Source organism: Listeria sp. PSOL-1 (assembly GCF_902806445.1).
Lineage (GTDB): Bacteria > Bacillota > Bacilli > Lactobacillales > Listeriaceae > Listeria.
Genome location: NZ_LR760298.1, coordinates 490,447 through 508,343, shown reverse-complemented (window position 1 = coordinate 508,343; position 17,897 = coordinate 490,447). Strand labels below are relative to the sequence as shown.

13 protein-coding genes are annotated in these 17,897 nt (G+C 34.9%); 3 read left to right on the top strand and 10 right to left on the bottom strand.

The annotated features are described in order from the left end of the window. Positions 1 to 37: 37 nt before the first annotated feature. Together G6Q10_RS02500 and G6Q10_RS02495 are read right to left on the bottom strand one after the other, a co-directional pair. A complete protein-coding gene (locus G6Q10_RS02500) occupies positions 38 to 1,042 on the bottom strand; it encodes a hypothetical protein (protein WP_163652508.1) in 1,005 nt (334 codons plus the stop codon). Next, entirely contained in the window at positions 1,042 to 3,342 is a 2,301-nt protein-coding gene (locus tag G6Q10_RS02495; RefSeq protein WP_163652506.1) for a bifunctional glycosyltransferase/CDP-glycerol:glycerophosphate glycerophosphotransferase, read from the bottom strand. The genes G6Q10_RS02500 and G6Q10_RS02495 overlap by 1 nt, the downstream gene beginning before the upstream one ends. Positions 3,343 to 3,520: 178 nt before the next feature. Between G6Q10_RS02495 and galU the strand changes: the two genes are divergently transcribed. After that, on the top strand, positions 3,521 to 4,417 hold the full coding sequence (gene galU / locus G6Q10_RS02490) for a UTP--glucose-1-phosphate uridylyltransferase GalU (protein WP_163652504.1): 897 nt from the start codon (positions 3,521 to 3,523) through the stop codon (positions 4,415 to 4,417). Positions 4,418 to 4,554: 137 nt separating this feature from the next. Here galU and G6Q10_RS02485 read toward each other — a convergent pair whose 3' ends face one another. From G6Q10_RS02485 to G6Q10_RS02470, 4 genes are all read right to left on the bottom strand, one after another. Continuing rightward, positions 4,555 to 6,588, bottom strand: coding sequence for an SH3 domain-containing protein (locus G6Q10_RS02485; RefSeq protein ID WP_163652501.1), 2,034 nt, complete (start codon positions 6,586 to 6,588; stop codon positions 4,555 to 4,557). 149 nt (positions 6,589 to 6,737) lie between these two features. Next, a complete protein-coding gene (locus tag G6Q10_RS02480; RefSeq protein WP_163652499.1) occupies positions 6,738 to 7,061 on the bottom strand; it encodes an EamA family transporter in 324 nt (107 codons plus the stop codon). Next, positions 7,058 to 7,414: an EamA family transporter gene (locus G6Q10_RS02475; protein ID WP_232057777.1), complete on the bottom strand. Its 357-nt coding sequence runs from the start codon at positions 7,412 to 7,414 to the stop codon at positions 7,058 to 7,060. Before G6Q10_RS02475 ends, G6Q10_RS02480 begins: the two co-directional genes overlap by 4 nt. 5 nt (positions 7,415 to 7,419) lie before the next feature. Then, positions 7,420 to 8,361 (bottom strand): glycosyltransferase family 2 protein, encoded by a 942-nt coding sequence (locus G6Q10_RS02470; protein WP_163652497.1) that lies wholly within the window; start codon positions 8,359 to 8,361, stop codon positions 7,420 to 7,422. Positions 8,362 to 8,572: 211 nt separating this feature from the next. Between G6Q10_RS02470 and G6Q10_RS02465 the strand changes: the two genes are divergently transcribed. Then, positions 8,573 to 10,558, top strand: coding sequence for a DUF6270 domain-containing protein (locus G6Q10_RS02465; protein ID WP_163652495.1), 1,986 nt, complete (start codon positions 8,573 to 8,575; stop codon positions 10,556 to 10,558). 170 nt (positions 10,559 to 10,728) lie between these two features. Here G6Q10_RS02465 and G6Q10_RS02460 read toward each other — a convergent pair whose 3' ends face one another. Further along, positions 10,729 to 11,433: an SDR family NAD(P)-dependent oxidoreductase gene (locus G6Q10_RS02460; protein WP_163652493.1), complete on the bottom strand. Its 705-nt coding sequence runs from the start codon at positions 11,431 to 11,433 to the stop codon at positions 10,729 to 10,731. Between the two features lie 133 nt (positions 11,434 to 11,566). Between G6Q10_RS02460 and G6Q10_RS02455 the strand changes: the two genes are divergently transcribed. Continuing rightward, complete coding sequence (locus G6Q10_RS02455) at positions 11,567 to 12,196, top strand: TetR/AcrR family transcriptional regulator (protein WP_163652490.1); 630 nt, start codon at positions 11,567 to 11,569, stop codon at positions 12,194 to 12,196. 170 nt (positions 12,197 to 12,366) lie between these two features. Here G6Q10_RS02455 and G6Q10_RS02450 read toward each other — a convergent pair whose 3' ends face one another. The 3 genes from G6Q10_RS02450 to pyc all read right to left on the bottom strand — a co-directional run bounded on the left by G6Q10_RS02450 (position 12,367) and on the right by pyc (position 17,856). After that, positions 12,367 to 13,308, bottom strand: a complete 942-nt coding sequence (locus G6Q10_RS02450; RefSeq protein WP_163652488.1) for an ABC transporter ATP-binding protein — start codon at positions 13,306 to 13,308, stop codon at positions 12,367 to 12,369. Positions 13,309 to 13,320: 12 nt separating this feature from the next. Further along, the gene (locus G6Q10_RS02445; RefSeq protein WP_163652486.1) at positions 13,321 to 14,130 is read right to left on the bottom strand and encodes an ABC transporter permease; all 810 of its coding nucleotides are present in this window, start codon (positions 14,128 to 14,130) and stop codon (positions 13,321 to 13,323) included. Between the two features lie 285 nt (positions 14,131 to 14,415). Further along, the gene (gene pyc / locus G6Q10_RS02440) at positions 14,416 to 17,856 is read right to left on the bottom strand and encodes a pyruvate carboxylase (RefSeq protein ID WP_163652484.1); all 3,441 of its coding nucleotides are present in this window, start codon (positions 17,854 to 17,856) and stop codon (positions 14,416 to 14,418) included. Positions 17,857 to 17,897 lie beyond the last annotated feature (41 nt).

The window sequence follows — 17,897 nt, the reverse complement described above, 5'->3', positions numbered from 1 at the left end:
TCTATAGTATTGTAACATAAAACAACGAAATAAACTTTTAATACATTGCGAGCCTTTTATCATTAAAGTAAAGTTCATTGCATTTTCGTATTGGCTTTTCTGATCTAGCACGACTTGCCTTATAAAGAGCATTTGTCGCTTGACGATAAAACCTTAAATAATATTGTTTTGAATTAAAGTGCAGCTGACTAAATAAATAATCGCTAAAATCCAAATAGCACTTCATGAAAGCCTTATCGTGTTTCAACAATTGATAATTTTCAACAGGACATTGAACAAAGAAGTAACCTAATGAAACTAAATTGGTAACGATCGTTTTATCAAATGTTTGCAGTTTTTTCATTAATGATTTAAGGAAATCTGTCGCTTTTGTTGTTTCACCAGCTTCAATAAAACTTTGAAAACAAGGTCCGATCTCGGTTCGAATAAAATAATTTAATAAGTTCGTACTAAAATCATTATTTAGCAGTTCAATAGCCGAATAACGCTTTTGATATCCACTCCAAAAATCATAGCGTGAAAAAGTTTGATCAATTTGGTTGTTTATAGGTGGACAATCCGTTAATTCTTCTATCGTTTCCAAGATTCGTTGTTTGACAATCTTTTCACTTTTTGAAAATAACACAAACAATACCTCTTCGATTGATTGTTTGGAATCTACTTGTCTACAAACTTCTAGTAAACGTTCCTTTCGTACCAAAATCAAATGATAGTTTTCTTTAAAAATCAAAAACGGTTCACGCTCAAGGTATGTCGGAACAGATAATTGCACTTCATCAATAAAATGCATATCCACTTTTTGATCACTTTCAAAGAAGAGCTTTTTTGTATTTTTTAAAAATACCGGGTTTTTTTGAAAGTAATGAATATCATATTGTTCGATTGCTTCTCTAAAATGAGTAGCAAAATATTCAATTTGTCTCGTTATTTCTGTATCCTTTGCGTCACCGAGCAAAACAAAATCGGTTTGAACCGCCTCTAAAGCTAAAATAAGCTCTTGAGTTGACTCTTTTGTAGGAGCTTGAATAATTGAAAAAAGCATTATAATTCCTCCTCATTATCAATAAACTTCTTAACGAATCTTTCAGTAGAATGTCCATCTATACTGGACATAAATTTTTCTCGAAATCGTGCTAACTTTTCGTAGTCATAATCGCTTTGTTTAATGGCTGATATTAGGTTTTCAGTTGTCTTATAGATGTTTCCCGGAATCATTTCTTCATAGTTAAAATAAAATCCTCGTTCATCAAAATAATGATCTACATCATAAGCAAAGAAAAACATCGGCTTCGTCATAATGCTGTATTCAAAAATGACAGAAGAATAATCTGTAATGAGCACATCACTAATAAGCATCAAATCATTGATATCACCTAGAGGACTCATCATCATAATAAATGGATCATCATGATCAATATTTAAGCTAATATTTTTAATTAGTGGATGAAATTTCAGCATTAAAACATACTCGTTGCCTAATTCTTCCTTCATTTTTTTTACATCCATTACAACAGAATAATTTTTCCGTTCGTCTGGACCGCCTCGGAATGTCGGCGCATAAAGAATAACTTTTTTGTGACGCAAAATGGGATACTGTTTCCGATAAACTTCTGTGATATATTTTTTGTATTCGGCATCAAAAAACATATCCGTCCTAGGAACACCAACTGGTATAATCTCGGTAGCTTTTTTATTGAATGCTTCTGCATATTGAGGAATGATATTTTTTGAGCTACTTAAAACGCAACTATACGGAGAGTGTGCTCTTTCCTCAAATTCTTCTGTATTGGAGTCTCCCGCACCTAAAGCACTAAAACCAAACTTTTTAAATGCACCTGCTGCATGCCATGATTGCACGACGTTTGTTTTTCGATTAAATTTCAAACCGTAAATTTTATTATAATAATCATCTAGCACAATCGTTTTAGCACGTCCAAGAACGTAATATAATTGAAGTATTTCCACCCAATTTCTTTGTTTCCGTAAAAATACATAAATACGCTCCTTGCGCTCACGTTCAAACATATAATCATAAATCGCAAGCAAATTGCCTTCTAATGAAGTGCTTCGTTCAGTAGCCAGGATAAGATTATTTTTTCGTGGTAATAAACTTGCCGTTTTAAATAAAACTTTACGTGCAAAAAACTGAACAAGCCGCGGTGTTTTTAATTTTGAACGCACAATAAAGCGTTTGGAAACACGTTTGGCTTTTTTCCAATTATTGGCGTCAATGATATCCATTGCTGCTCGATAATGCAGTGGATATGATTTTGCAAAAGCAGCTTTTGCTTCTGGTAATTGCTTTTCCCACAGGTAAGCAATTAAAGCACGATAATCATCTCGTACATCTTTTTGAATGTATGCTGACCGCTCAATTGTACTAAAGCATAAAAAATAACGAAACGAAGGAATTAAATTTAAGAATTTATCAGATTTTGATTGGAACCATGTCAAAATCATCTGGTAACATGTCTTTTGGATGTGGCTATCCTTACTTTCTGTAGAAGCTTTTAAAGATGCCCATAATTCAACGCTTGAAACACGTTTATAATATTCTAAAGCAATATTTTCTGGTACATTACTTTTTAAAATTTCCTTTTCGCCAAAATCAAAAACATCAAAAACAGATTGTAAAATTTGGACAGGATCTTTATAAACAGATTGAGTCAATGATTCGTTTTCGCCATCACGAAAACGATAATAGTAAACGACTTTTTCAACGGTATAAATCTTTTGAGCATTAAGGAGCGCATGCAAAACAAATGGTTGATCTTCCCCATAACGAATCGTTTCTGGAAAAAAACAGCCTTCAATTAGTGTATAATGATATAATTTTGCACAAGGGCCAATCGAGTAAAAAAGTTCTGGATTTTTCAAAATATTTTTTTCGCCTGGTTTTGCAATATTATATTGAATATGGGAAGGAATGAACCATTCAGTTTCTGAATTGAAGCGCTTTGTAGCACCTGTAACTAAATCGGCTTCATTTTTAATGGCTGCTTCATACATTAATTGAAGCGCAAAATCTGGAAGAATGTCATCACTATCGACAAAACAGATATATTCCCCTTTTGCTAGTTTTAATCCGTGGTTTCTAGCAACTGCTGGGCCTCCATTTTCTTGCTTAATTAGTTTGAAATTATTACTTTTTCCAATGAAATCAGTAACAATTGTTACTGTTTCATCAGTCGAGCCATCATCAATTAAAAGCACTTCATAATCATGAAATGTTTGTTTTTCTATACTTATTAATGTTTCTAAAACAATATCTGCTACATTATAAAGAGGTACAATAACACTGATTGCACAGTCTCTTTTTTCTTTTAAATCCATGTTGTTCATCCTTTTTCTCCTTATGTTAGCCTAATCATATTGATTTTAATTTTAGCTTATTAACTGAGTTTATGTCAACAAACTATTTTATAATGATTATTTCCAAATCAATAAACAATCTTGAATTTCTTTATACCTTTCGTTTATAATAAAAAACAAGATATCAAAATTAAGTGGAGGTTTCAAAATGAAAGTTAGAAAAGCAGTTATCCCCGCAGCAGGACTTGGGACAAGATTTTTACCTGCTACAAAAGCGATGCCAAAAGAAATTTTACCCATTGTCGATAAACCTACGATTCAATTTATCGTTGAAGAGGCAATGGCTTCTGGAATTGAAGACATTTTAATAGTAACGGGTAAAGGAAAACGTGCGATTGAAGACCATTTTGATTCCGTACCTGAACTTGAAGCTACACTAAAAGAAAAAAACAAGCTTGAGCTTCTTCATTTAGTAGAAGAAACAACCAACATCAATTTACACTTTATTCGTCAATCTAAGCCAAAAGGTCTAGGTGATGCTATTTTACAAGCGAAGGGGTTTGTTGGTAATGAACCTTTTGTTGTCATGCTTGGTGATGATATTGTTAAATCAAAAGTACCTTGCGTAAAACAGCTAATTTCCCAATATGAAAAGACACATAGCTCTGTTATTGGTGTCCAAACCGTTCCTCACGAAGAAACATATCGTTATGGTATTATCGATCCTGCTGATAAGTTAAGTGACCGTCTTTTTAACGTCAAAGGCTTTGTTGAAAAACCTAATCCTGCTGAAGCGCCTTCTGATCTAGCTATCTTAGGTCGTTACTTATTAACACCCCAAATCTTTGATTACTTAGCGACACAAGAAGCCGGTGCTGGTGGTGAAATCCAGCTAACCGATGCGATTAATCGACTAAACGAAATCCAACGTGTATTCGCTTATGATTTTGAAGGTCATCGTTTTGACGTTGGTGATAAGTTTGGCTTTATTGAAACAACATTGCAATTTGCGCTTGAACATCCAGAAATAAAAGAAGAAGTTAGTCAACTAATTGACAAGCTATATCATGACATCCATAAAAAAGGTAAATCAACCAAAGCATAAATAAAAAGCAAACGAATTTGGGGCATAAACGAAATAAATCGACGACAAACACTTGCTTGTGTTGTCCCATCCTTTTTAGATCACTTTTTTCTAAAAAGGATGGCGAAATCGATTTATGCCCCTTCTCGTTTGCATTTTTATTTAGATAAATACACTTCTGGGATGTAACCCTTTATTGTATTATATGTTACATAAAGCCAACCGTTTTTTGTTTTACTTAAGTCAACAGCCACTTTTGCTTTTGCAGGGATCACTCCTACAACCCCAGAATCCCAATTGCTATCTTTTCGTAAGTTTATTGCATTAATAGCATAATAAGTTGTATAAGGATTGGTACTAGCAACATAGCCCTCAGGAAGATATCCTCCCTTGCCGTTATAAGACATATATGCCCAGTCATTTTTTTCTTTGGCTGTATTAATTTGAACTTTTTCGCCTGCTGAAACAACAACACTCACATTTGAATCCCAGTTGCTATCTGAGCGAACATTTAATAGATCCTTAGCATAAGCATAGCGAATTGGATTGGTTTCTTGTAAATAGCCCCCTGGTAAATAACCGGATACACCTTTATAGATGATATACCACCAATTATTTTTAGTTAGTGCCGTATTTACCGTCACCACTTCACCTGTTGGAACAGCAACAACTACCTTTGAATCCCAATTACTATCTGCTCTTAAGTTTAACAAATCTTTGCCATAATATTTCTTAATTGGATTAGTTTCTTGTAAATAATCTCCCGGTAAATAACCAATTTTACCATTGTACGTAATATGCCACCAGCCATTTTTAGACAAAGCTGTATTTACCGTTACTGCCTTTCCAACAGGCACTGTAACTGTAGTACTTGCATCCCATTTACTATCTGCTCTTAGATTAAGGTCATTTTTTCCGTAATAGGTTTTAAGCGGATTGGTCGTTTGGAAATAAGCAGAAGGAATATATCCTGATATGTTTCCATTGCTTGTAACATATGTGACATATGCCCAGCCATTTTTAGCTTTTGCGCCATTAGATGTAATGGCTTGACCAGCAGGCACGACACCAGAAACACTTGAATCCCATTTCGCATCTGAACGGAGATTGAGCTTATCTTTAGCATAAACTTTCTGGAAAGTATTTTCTTTTTGAATATAAGTGTATGGAATATAACCAATTGTGCCTTTGTAATTTACATAGGCCCAACCATTTTTAGCTTTCGAAGGATCAACTTTCATTGACTCACCAATATTGATTTTTGCAGCAATACTTGAAGACCAGTTAGCATCACTTCGTAGATTGATTGGTGAAGAAGCATAATAAGTTGTACTTACATCGATACGTCCATACATATACTGTACTAATTGGAAAAACTCATTAAACGTATAATTCCATCTTGCAAAATAACCAACTGGGTCCCCGTGTGTTGTACCACCTAAATACCGTGATACTGCATCATGTGACCATACAGTCCCTGACCCTGAATTATGCGCATTTGTAGGAACTAAATTATATTTTTTTAAAATATAAGCCGCGTAATAAGCGTCATTATAAATGGAATGATAAAAATTATTAGCTGTTTTTTCACGAACTAATTCAACTTGTACAAAATATGGATTTGCTTTTGGCCCAGCTCCCCAAGAAGCATAATCAGTTGGATGAATTTCAATGACTTGATTTCGATCAACAAATGTTTGCACAAAAGCATTTTGCCAATTATTTGTCATGTAATTAATTTCTGATTGGATTGTGGAATTATCATTGGCTGTTTCATGAATGACTATACCACGCGGTTTCCCAACGCCATCTGCATAAGGAAAACGATCAAAATTTTTCAGTTGTTTTTCTATCTGTGGTGTAGCAAAGTTTTTGTTTATGATGGTTTGATTCAAGTTTGATAAGCTAGTCGTACTGGGTGTACTTGAATATTCTGGAAGAGTGATTGAGGAAAAAAAAGCTCGAATAGTTGAGGCTTCTTCTGTAGTTGGTTTTGCTTGATTTTCTTTTCTTTCTTTTTCGCTTTGGATTCTAGGCGTATATACTTTTTCATCGACTTTGTTATTCAAAATCTCATTTGCATCAATTCCTTGACTATCATCTTTAGCTGACACCTGGTTGATATTTACCCAAAAGAAAATTCCAATAATCCCTAAGAAGAATGCGCATTTCAACAAATTTTTTTTAAACATACTCTATCCTTTCAATATAATGATCAAAAAATTTAACATATCAATTTTATTATAACTCGTTGCATAAAAGCAATAGGCCAAATTATTTCTTTCAATAGTCCTACAAAAATAAAAAAAGAATATCATGTTCATGGCAGATATTCTAAAAATCAACCTTGTGAAATTAAGATGGCTCCAAAAATGATGAGCATAACTCCTATTACTTTATGCCGGTTTATTGTTTCTTTCATAAAAAGATAGGATAATAGTAACGTCCAAACATAGGTAAACGCAGTTAACGGAAAAACAATCGTATAAGGTAAAAACCGCAAAATAATTACATTTACAATGGCGCCTGCTCCGTAGAAAAAGCCTCCGATTAAAAACATATACAATTTCTTCTTACGAATACTCGTCAAGCTTACCATTTTTAAAAAGAAACCGCCTAGAGCTCCAAACAAGGTCATCATTAGCAAAGCAAGTAAATACATCATACTTCTTCTTCCCCAACTTTCCTGCGTCCACTAAATCCCAAGCAAATAGCACCTGCGATGATTAAGCAGTTTCCGATTAATTGTTTTGTTGTTAAATTTTCACCTAAAACAAAAGCTCCGATAAAAATGGCAAAGACATATCCTATAGAAAGCAATGGGTGTAACACTGAAAGCTCTCCAAAGTGAAAGGCAACGATCATTAAAATGGCACCCGCACCATAAAAAACAAAGCCAATATAAAGCTCTGGTGAAGCTAAACCGTTTTCTGCTAGTTTCCAAAACGCCTGTCCACATGAAGTGCAAAAAGCGGAACAAACCATCAGTACAATACCTATTAATAATCGTTGATTCACTTTTTTCACTCCATTATATTATTTTGTGTACAATATTTTGTAAGTTCTAAATAATACATTTGCCGATTTCGATACTGTAATGTGTCTAAAATCAAACCACAAATAAATAGCATCATAGCAAGTAAAATGAATCCGACAGCAAGTAAAGCACTTGGAAATTTAGGTACTAGTCCAATTTCAGCGTATTCAATAAGCACTGGTAAACCGATTAAAAAACCAATAACAAAGATAACTAGTGCTAAACTACTAAAGAACATTAGTGGCTTACAATTTTTAAATAAACGGATAATTGTATGAATAACTTTTATACCGTCACTAAAAGTATTTAATTTCGACTCACTGCCTTCTGGGCGGTCACGATAATCAATCGGGATTTCTTTAATCAAAAAGCGGTTTTCAAGTGCATGAATTGTCATTTCCGTTTCAATTTCAAACCCTGGACTCATCACGGGCATTGTTTTAACAAAATAACGATTAAAACCCCGTAAGCCTGTCATAATATCCTCAATATTACTTTTAAAAATTCGATTAATTGTATTTTTTACAAGGCTATTTCCAAATCCATGGAAATTACGTTTATTCTCAGCAGAATAAGTCCCATTACTGAGGCGATCGCCAATGACCATATCTGCTTGGCCACTTCTAAGCGTCTCTAAAATGGCATGTGCTGATTCTGCTGGATACGTGTCATCACCATCTACCATAATATAGTAATCTGCATCAATATCCGCAAACATACTTCGCACAACATTTCCCTTACCCTGTCTAAATTCAGCTTTTACAACCGCTCCTTCACTTTCAGCAATTTCGTATGTTTTATCTACAGAGTTATTGTCGTAAACGTATACGATAGCTTGAGGAAGCTCTTTTTTAAAATCTTGAATAACTTTTTTTATTGTAATTTCTTCATTATAGCAAGGTATTAATACAGCTATCTTCTCATGCATAATCTACTTCCTCCTGAATTTTTATCTTAAAATGTAATAGCTTCATCTAATATATCAAAAACACTAGCAATTATCAACACAAGACCTTAAATATAGCAAAAAATCGGATAATGGTCACATAAAAATATCTTTTCCCCCTCAACAGCTGTTCTTTATAATAATTTATGCTAAAATATATTTAATTAATTGAAAACCTATATAAAGGAGCTTGATGATGAAAATCTATGCAACTAAAATTATTTTTGATACAGACAAAAAAGAATGGCAAATAATAATTAAAACAGATCTTCCCATCTCTGTAATCAAAGCTTATTATAATACAACGATAAATTCTCCATTACAATTAATAAATCTCCCCTTCAAGAAAAACGAGCATGGTTACATTTTTTATATGAAACACGAATTACTCGTCGCAAAATCTTTCAGTAATACAAAAACGAATTGGCATTTTGTGGCTAGCTTTGAGGATACCCACTATACGATTTCAACAGATGGACCACTTCAATACGAGCAGATTTCATCACCTAACTCTTTATTTGATTATCACTTTGAATTCCCAGAAGGCATATTGACATTTATTAGTGAACCCAAAAAAATCAATATTTGGCTAGAAACATTTGAATTAAATAATGATCAAATTTCAGGAAAAATAAGAATCGAATCCAATATAACTTTAAATGATTTACCATGCAACATTGTATTATTGCGTCGATCTCAACCTGATTTATACTTATTTCATGAAGAAAGTCTTTCTTTCCCACTACCAAATGGCTCTGAAAAACATATACCGTTTTCAATCCCAACAGCAAAAATTCTTGGGACGCTTAACATTGACTCACACAATATCCTTGATGTATTGCTCGAAATTCCTACATCAAGCAATGGAAACCGTCTTGAATATTTACAAATCAGTGACCATTTAAAGGGAAAAGTTGCCTCTAAACTGATTTTTGCCGATCCGACTTATGCCCTTTTATCATCCTATGAAACGGGTTCAAATAGGCTCTCATTGACGCTGAAAAAAGAAGTAGAACAAGTTGCATGGCTTACTGAATTGAAAGAAGAGGATGAAACGCTTCATTTGCATTTCTCGTTAAAGAAAGAATTTTCACCTACTGAAATTGTATTAAAAAAACAATATACGAAAGGTGATTTCATTGAATATTTAAATGAAAAAAATTGGTTGCTCAAAAAAAGCTGGGGTTCTTTTAACATTTCCATCAAAAAAGAAGAACTTTTCGCAATAAATCAATCGATTGAAGAGAATTGGGCCTTTTTTGTTCGTTCCAAAAACAGACCAGACATGCCAATCTTTTCCCAAGGAGAGCATACCAAATTTACTTTAAGAGAAGCAGGACATTATCTTAAATTAATAACTGACCCTCTTAAAACATTGATGTTATCTTGTATAAATTTTCCAGAGAATACGTCACAAGCTACGTCACTGGGTTTATTTGGAAGTTGTATTAGTTTAGATGCTTTTTGTACAAACAAATACTACAATTTAGATGCTAACAACTTTTTTGCCTTAAAAACCGTCACGCAAGATAGCTCACTAATTAGTCTGATGTCTAAACAGATTGATATACCCGAGCAGTCAGCAACGATTCCAGAAACCGCTAAGTCGATCATTCAAGCCGATCTCACGAAAAATTTCTTCACAAAGCTTCAACAAGAAAAACCTGATTTTCTACTTATTGATTTAGCAGCTGATGCAAATTGGCCTATCTTATGGCTTAAAGAGGATGCTGCCATTACCTATAATCCTACTTTTGAAAACAGTATGTTAATCGAGCAGCTCCCATTCGAACGTATGTTAGATCATCAAAATAATCAAGCGTATTTCAACGTATGGAAAAGCTATGCTGATCAGTTTATTGCTACCCTTTTAGAAATTATGCCAGCTGAGCGAATTATTTTAAATCGTGGTAAATTAGCCACTTCTTACTATAATAAAGAGGAAAAAATACTGCCCTTTAAAAACGCGATGGCCATCAAACATACAAATTTACTTTGGGACCAAATGAACAATTACTTTGAAGCAAAAATTCCAGCGATTAGAATCGTAAATATGTCAAAGAAAAATTATCTTGCCTCAGAAATGCACCCTAACCAATTAAGCCCAGACCACTACATCTCTAGCTACTATCAAGACTTATTAAAAGAGTTAATTTATATTAGGGAAAGTACAAATTAAAAAATAAATGCGTTTGTGGTGTCATGTATTTAGCGCTATTTTTAAGAAATAGAGCAAAAAGAGGTTTGCCAGAATCCGGAAATAGAGCGTACGACTGGTACGTTAGAACCGGAAGTCTGGCAAGCCTCTTTAAATATGAACTACGAGCACTTTTCGCTGATTTATTTTGTTTAAAAAGGAATAACTCCTTCAGAACTAGCATATACCCCATTCGGCGCGTGATCAGAAAAGTCTAGTGCATATTTAAGTGGAGCGGCTGCACCTTCTTGTGGTGTTTTCGTGCCACGATGGCCATTAAAATCTGTATCAACAAAACCTGGGGCAATCATATTAAAATGCAAATGACTATTTTTAAACTCAGAAGCATAATGAACGGTCAGCGCATTCACTGCTGTCTTGGAAGATGGATAAGATAGTGGAAGATCAGCAGATTCTTTTTGTAATTGAAGCGAAGCCACATCACTTGAAAGATTTACAATATTGGCATGCTCAGCTTTTTTTAAAAGGGGTAAAAATCGATTTGTCATACCAACGATTGAAAAAACATTTGTTTCAAATACAGTGCGCATTTCTTGAACAGTCACTTGGCTTGAAGCCGCCGCACCTAAATTCATTGCTGCATTATTTACCAAAATGTCTAAACACTTTTCATTTTTATTGATCGCTTCATAAGCAGTATCAATACTGGCTTCGTCTGTTATATCTTGCTGTATAATCTCAATTTCAGCAGCAATTTCTTTTGCAGCCACTCTTCCTCTTTCTAAATTTCTTGCGCCAAGGTATACTTTTACGCCCGCTTCATATAAACCACGGACGATTTCCTTTCCGATACCTTTATTCCCACCTGTAACAAGAGCTACTTTCTTTATCATCATTTTTCCTCCTCCAAACATTTAACGTTTACAAAATAAGTGTATGCCAGATTTAAATTGCATTCAATCATCAATTTAAGACAAAGTGTTGCATTTTAGTCGTTATATCCTTAAACTAATAGCGGAGGTGAACCAGATGACGAAATATAAAAAAACAATCCAAACAAAAAAGCGACTTATCTCTTCTTTCGCTCAACTAGTCGAGGAGAAACCGATCGCTAAAATTACAGTCGATAATATTTCAAAACAGGCTAAAGTTAATCGTTCTACTTTCTACAGGCACTTTATTGATAAGTATGAACTGATTGAGCAAGTTGAAGCAGCAATTTTTACTGAACTTGATCAAATTCACGTAGATGGTTCCGCTATTTTTGCTAAAGTTGATGCCACAAATCCAGCTCTAACACCTTATATCATTGCATCAATTGCTGTTTTGGAAAAAAATACTGCGTTTATAAATGCAATGCTAAGCATAAACGGCGACTTAGGATTTGAAACGCGCATGCAAAACCACTTAATCTCTTTAATGAAAGAGACAACGCTTTCAATGGAAAAGATAAAAAATGCGGATCCTCGGATGGTCGATCTTGCCGTCCATTATGAAGGTCTTGCGTTATTTGGTGTTTTAAAAAGCTGGTTACAAAAACCATTAGAAAGTGCCGAAGAACTTGCACATATTATCTTAGGGCTACAAGCTCACGGAAAAAAATTCATCTTTGGGTTTGGGTATACACAAAATAAATCGACGACAAACGCTCACATTTAAAAAGTTTGCCAGACTTCCGGTTCTCACACGTACAGTCGTACGCTCCGCTTCCGGGTTCTGGCAAACTTTTTAAATATAAATACTTTCGCTCGATTTGTCGTTATTCGACATGTAGCACTTACGCTTTATTTTTTATCGCATGGTGTCCCTAGATTCACCATTTTAGCCTTCTAAAATAGACTGATAAACGATTTTCCTAAAGCTACTAATGTTCCAAAAAGACCTGTTAAGCCTAGAAGAGCAATTAAAATAACTTTATCGGGAATACTAAGTTTATATCTACCTAACGCCGGGTTTTTAGAACGCTTTTTAGGTGGTGTCTTTTGTGCTTCTTTTTTTTCGATTTGGTACTCTTTTTTGAACTTACGTGGTTGGGTATTAAACCACTTAACGAATTCATCGTAAAGTACAGCTACATCTTTTGACGTGCCAATTTCACGAACTTCCCCATAATGCATCCAAATAATTCGGTCACATAAACTTTTCACCTGGTTTAATGAGTGGCTCACAAAAATAATCGTTTTTCCACGTGCTTTAAACTCTTCAATTTTATCCACACATTTTTGGTAGAAAGTTTGATCACCTACAGACAAGGCTTCATCAATAACCAAAATATCAGGATCAATATGTGCTGATACTGCAAAACCCAAGCGTGAGCGCATTCCACTAGAATAGTTTTTTACTGGCTGATTAATAAAGTCTCCAATATCAGCAAAATCGATAATGCTTGGAATAATTTGATCGATTTCACTATTTTTAAGACCATGCATCAAACATTTTAAACGAATATTTTCAAGCCCGGTAAGTGGGCCTTTAAAACCAACATTGATAGCGATCAACGAGGCTTCCCCATTAACATTAACTTCGCCTTCACTTGCAGGAATAACGCCAGAGATGATACTTGAAATAGTTGATTTGCCTGAACCATTAATACCAATTAGTCCAACCGCTTCACCTTCATAAATATCAAAACTCACATCTTTGAGCGCCCAAAAAGAAGGGATACCTTTTCCCCCTGGTTTAATTAAAGCTTTAATACTATCTGTTTTATTTTGAAATAAATCATATTCTTTTGAAACGTGTTTAAATGAGATCTTTAACGCTTTAGCCATTTGTTTTTCCTCCTATACAAAGTCAACAAAACGTTCACGGAATTTCATATGAAGTGCTGAACCCGCGAATAAGAAAAACGCAGTAAGCATCCAGAAGTATAATGCATACGAAGGCGAATGCCAAAACCAGTTTTGCATCAAGAACGTATCACGGAAACCATTAACGAGATACATAAATGGATTTAATTTTAGCAAATCTGAAGCCCAGCCTGGAAGCAACTTCGGAATGTTCCACACGATACCAGTTAAGTAAAATAACACGCGCATAACACTTTGTAAGAACATTGTATAATCTCGTACCAATATTGTAATCGTTGAGTTGAAAAGTGAAAAGCTAAATAAAAAGATCATCATCGCCAAGAAATAATAAATATATTGTAACCAATAAACTGTAATTGGAGTACCTTTCAGTATAAAGATCACGATTGTAATAATGGTCATAACGACATAACTCATTAGGTTAGAAACGATCGTAATATTAGGCAAAATACTCATTGGAAAATTCATTTTTGAAACTAAATGGATTTTATTAAGGATACTATTTGTCCCTTGCATGACGATGCTATTAATAAAAAACCAAGGAACAATCCCTGCTAACATCCATTCAAGAAAGCCAACGTGCCCACTGATCATTGCATTCCCTCTTAGTCCATATCCAAATACAAGGAAATAAATAGCAACTTGAATAAGTGGATTTAATATCTCCCAAAGCAAACCTAGATAGTGACTTTGATAATTCGCTCGATCTTCATATCTCGAGATTCGAAACATCATTGGAGTATATTTAATTTGTTCTTTCAAAACCTCAATTACTTGTCTCACACAAACACTTCTTTCTAAATTTAATAAAATTTATAAAAGCCGGCCATTTCTTATACTTATCATCCCTTGCCTGAAAGTCATACTGAACCGCTGCCTATTCAGTGAATTCTTTTGTCAAAACTTCCATTTCAGATCACTTATTTATTTTCGAAGTTTAGAAGCAACTCCTTATGTTAAGTTACATTAAAAAATGTGTTTTGTAAAGAGTTTTTACATAACCAGGTCATATACAGAAAACTAGACATAGGCTCTTTTAAAAAGAGTTTATGCCTAGTTTTTTTAGCACTATATACGTGAAACTTCAATTAATAAATCACCAGACTCAATCGTATCGCCATCTGAAACATAAATTGTTTTGATTTCACCATCAAATGGCGCTTGAATGGTTGTCTCCATTTTCATTGCTTCTGTAATGAGGAGTGGATCACCTTTTTTAACTTGATCGCCTTTTTTAACGACAACTTGGATAACAGATCCGGTCATTGTTGCACCAACATGCTCTGGATTTGTTGTATCAATTTTACGACGAGCGACTACGGTTGATTGAACGTTGAAATCCTGAATATTGATTTCGCGTGGCTGCCCATTTAATTCAAAATAAATAACACGCGTTCCATCAGCAATAGGTTCGCCAATTGAATTTAGTTTAATAACTAAGATTTTGCCACGTTCTAGTTCAACTTGAACGGTCTCACCTAAACGCATGCCTTTGTAAAATGTTGGTGTATCAAGTACGGTTATGTCACCATAAGTCGTATTCATCTCTTGATAATCAAGAAATACTTTTGGATATAAAAGATAAGCAATTACATCACGTTCAGAAGGTTCATAACCAATTCTTTCCTGCAATTCTTCTTTTACTTTAGCAAAATCAGCAGGTGACATAGAAGCTCCTGGTCGTTCTGTTAGAGGTTTTTGACCTTTCAACACAAGCTTTTGCAATTTTTCGGGAAAACCGCCATATGGTTGACCAAGCTCGCCTTTAAAGAATTCAATAACCGAATCAGGAAAATCGATCGAATTGCCTTTTTCATAAATGATTTCCTCAGTTAGATCGTTTTGCACCATAAACAAAGCCATATCGCCAACAACTTTAGAAGATGGGGTAACTTTAACGATATCTCCAAACATTTGATTCACCGTAGCATACATTTCTTTCACTTCATCAAAACGTTCACCAAGACCAACTGCTTTTGCCTGTTGTTGTAAATTCGTATATTGACCTCCTGGCATTTCGTGAATATAAACTTCTGTTTGTGGTGAGTTTAATGCGTTATCGAAGTCTTTATAATATTTACGAACATCTTCCCAGTAATGATTTAACACTTGGGAATTATGCGCATTTAAATTCGTTTGGCGGTTGCCGTTTTCAAGACCATAATAAAGTCCTGTCATACTTGGTTGGCTCGTTGCACCACTCATCGCACTTGTTGCAACGTCGACAATATCAACACCAGCACTCACTGCAGCAGCATACGTATAAATGCCATTCCCGCTTGTATCATGTGTATGCAAATGAATTGGGACATCAACGGTATCTTTTAATTCACTGATCAAACGATACGCGGCTTGTGGTTTAAGTAACCCAGCCATATCTTTAATCCCTAGAATATGTGTTCCTTGATTAACAAGTTCTTTTGCCATATTTTTATAATAATCGACCGTATATTTCGTTCTTGTTTCGTCATCAATATCACCGGTATAACAAATAGCTGCTTCAATCACTTTCCCTGTTTCACGAACGGCATCAATTGAAACTTCCATACCTTTTACCCAGTTTAAACTATCAAAAATACGAAAAACATCAATTCCTGATTGCGCCGATAATTTAACAAACTCGCGAATAACATTGTCTGGATAGTTTTTGTAACCAACTGCATTTGCTCCGCGAAGTAGCATTTGGAACATCACATTTGGAATCTGTTTACGCAATGTTTCAAGGCGTACCCATGGATCTTCATTTAAAAAGCGGTAAGCTACATCAAACGTTGCCCCTCCCCACATTTCGAATGAAAACATATTTGGTAAAAGATGCGCCATCGCTTCAGCAATTTGAAAAATATCTTTCGAGCGAACACGGGTTGCAAGTAATGATTGATGGGCATCACGAAGCGTTGTATCGGTTAGCAGCACTTCATCTTGTTGTTTTACCCAATCGACAATACCCATAGGCCCCTTTGCTTCAAGAATTTGTTTTGTTCCAGGTGGTATTTTTGCATCGTATGGAATTTTAGGGATACGCGGCGCTGCATACACTGGTTTATCATCTTGTTTTATTCCAGGAAAACCATTAACCGTTATATTACTAATATAGCGCAATGTCTTTGTTCCTCGGTCACGTTCATGTGGGAATTTAAACAATTCTGGTGTTGAATCAATGAATGATGTATTATAATTTCCGCTGATGAAGTCTGGATGACGAACAACATTTAACAGAAAAGGAATATTTGTTTTTACACCACGAATTCGAAATTCAATTAAGTTTCGTACCATTTTACGGACAGCTTGTTCGAACGTCATGCCCCAAGTTGAAAGCTTAACAAGTAATGAATCATAAAAGGGTGTGACAACCGTACCTTGAAAGCCATTACCAGCATCAAGTCGAACACCAAATCCCCCTGTTGAACGATATGTATTAATCCGTCCAGTATCAGGCATAAAACTATTTAAAGGGTCTTCTGTTGTAATTCGGCACTGAATAGCAGATCCAATAATCCGAATATCTTCTTGCTTTGGAATCGCAACAAGTTGGTCATGAAGTGCATAACCATCTGCAATAAAAAGCTGTGATTGGACAATATCAATTCCAGTAATCATTTCAGTAATGGTATGTTCTACTTGGACGCGTGGATTAACCTCGATAAAGTAGAAATCCTCTCCTTCAACAAGAAATTCCACTGTTCCAGCATTTAAATAATCAACGTTTTTCATTAACTTAACGGCTGCTGAACAAATTTTCATACGTAGTTCTGAAGTGATCGCATTACAAGGCGCTACCTCAACAACTTTTTGATGCCTTCTTTGAACGGAGCAATCCCGTTCAAACAAATGCACGATATTTCCATGAGAATCGCCTAAAATTTGGACTTCAATATGCTTTGGATTTCTCACACATTTTTCAACATACACTTCGTCATTACCAAAGGCCGCTTTAGCTTCTGAAGCCGCACGTTCAAAAGCTTCTTTCACATGTTCTTCTGATTCAACGACACGCATACCACGTCCGCCTCCACCAAGAGAAGCTTTAATCATTAATGGGTAGCCATTTTCTTTCCCAAATTGAACAACTTCGGAAATTCCAGAAACTGGACCGTGACTTCCGGGAATAACAGGGATACCTGCTAATAATGCCTGCTCTTTTGCCTTGATCTTATCACCAAACATATCAAGATGCTTTGATTTTGGACCAACAAAAATAATTCCTTCTTCCTCACAACGTCTAGCAAAATCAATGTTCTCAGAAAGAAAACCGTAGCCAGGATGGATAGCATCTACCTCTGCTTCTTTAGCAATTTCGATAATATTTTCGATATCGAGATAAGCATCAATTGGTTTCTTCCCTTCACCAACAAGATACGCTTCATCCGCTTTATATCTGTGAAATGCCCCAGTATCTTCTTGTGAATAAATCGCTACTGTTTTAATTTTCAGTTCAGTGCATGCACGCAGTACACGAATCGCAATTTCCCCGCGATTAGCAACTAATACTTTCTTGATCCGATTCATTTTGTTCCTCCTAACTGACGTGTTCGTTAATTAAATAAAAG

Coding starts and splice junctions, on each gene's coding strand:
- G6Q10_RS02500 (WP_163652508.1), bottom strand. CDS start 1,042: ATGCTTTTTTCAATTATTCAAGCTCCTACAAAAGAGTCAACTCAAGAG.
- G6Q10_RS02495 (WP_163652506.1), bottom strand. CDS start 3,342: ATGAACAACATGGATTTAAAAGAAAAAAGAGACTGTGCAATCAGTGTT.
- galU (WP_163652504.1), top strand. CDS start 3,521: ATGAAAGTTAGAAAAGCAGTTATCCCCGCAGCAGGACTTGGGACAAGA.
- G6Q10_RS02485 (WP_163652501.1), bottom strand. CDS start 6,588: ATGTTTAAAAAAAATTTGTTGAAATGCGCATTCTTCTTAGGGATTATT.
- G6Q10_RS02480 (WP_163652499.1), bottom strand. CDS start 7,061: ATGATGTATTTACTTGCTTTGCTAATGATGACCTTGTTTGGAGCTCTA.
- G6Q10_RS02470 (WP_163652497.1), bottom strand. CDS start 8,361: ATGCATGAGAAGATAGCTGTATTAATACCTTGCTATAATGAAGAAATT.
- G6Q10_RS02465 (WP_163652495.1), top strand. CDS start 8,573: ATGATGAAAATCTATGCAACTAAAATTATTTTTGATACAGACAAAAAA.
- G6Q10_RS02460 (WP_163652493.1), bottom strand. CDS start 11,433: ATGATGATAAAGAAAGTAGCTCTTGTTACAGGTGGGAATAAAGGTATC.
- G6Q10_RS02455 (WP_163652490.1), top strand. CDS start 11,567: ATGACGAAATATAAAAAAACAATCCAAACAAAAAAGCGACTTATCTCT.
- G6Q10_RS02450 (WP_163652488.1), bottom strand. CDS start 13,308: ATGGCTAAAGCGTTAAAGATCTCATTTAAACACGTTTCAAAAGAATAT.
- pyc (WP_163652484.1), bottom strand. CDS start 17,856: ATGAATCGGATCAAGAAAGTATTAGTTGCTAATCGCGGGGAAATTGCG.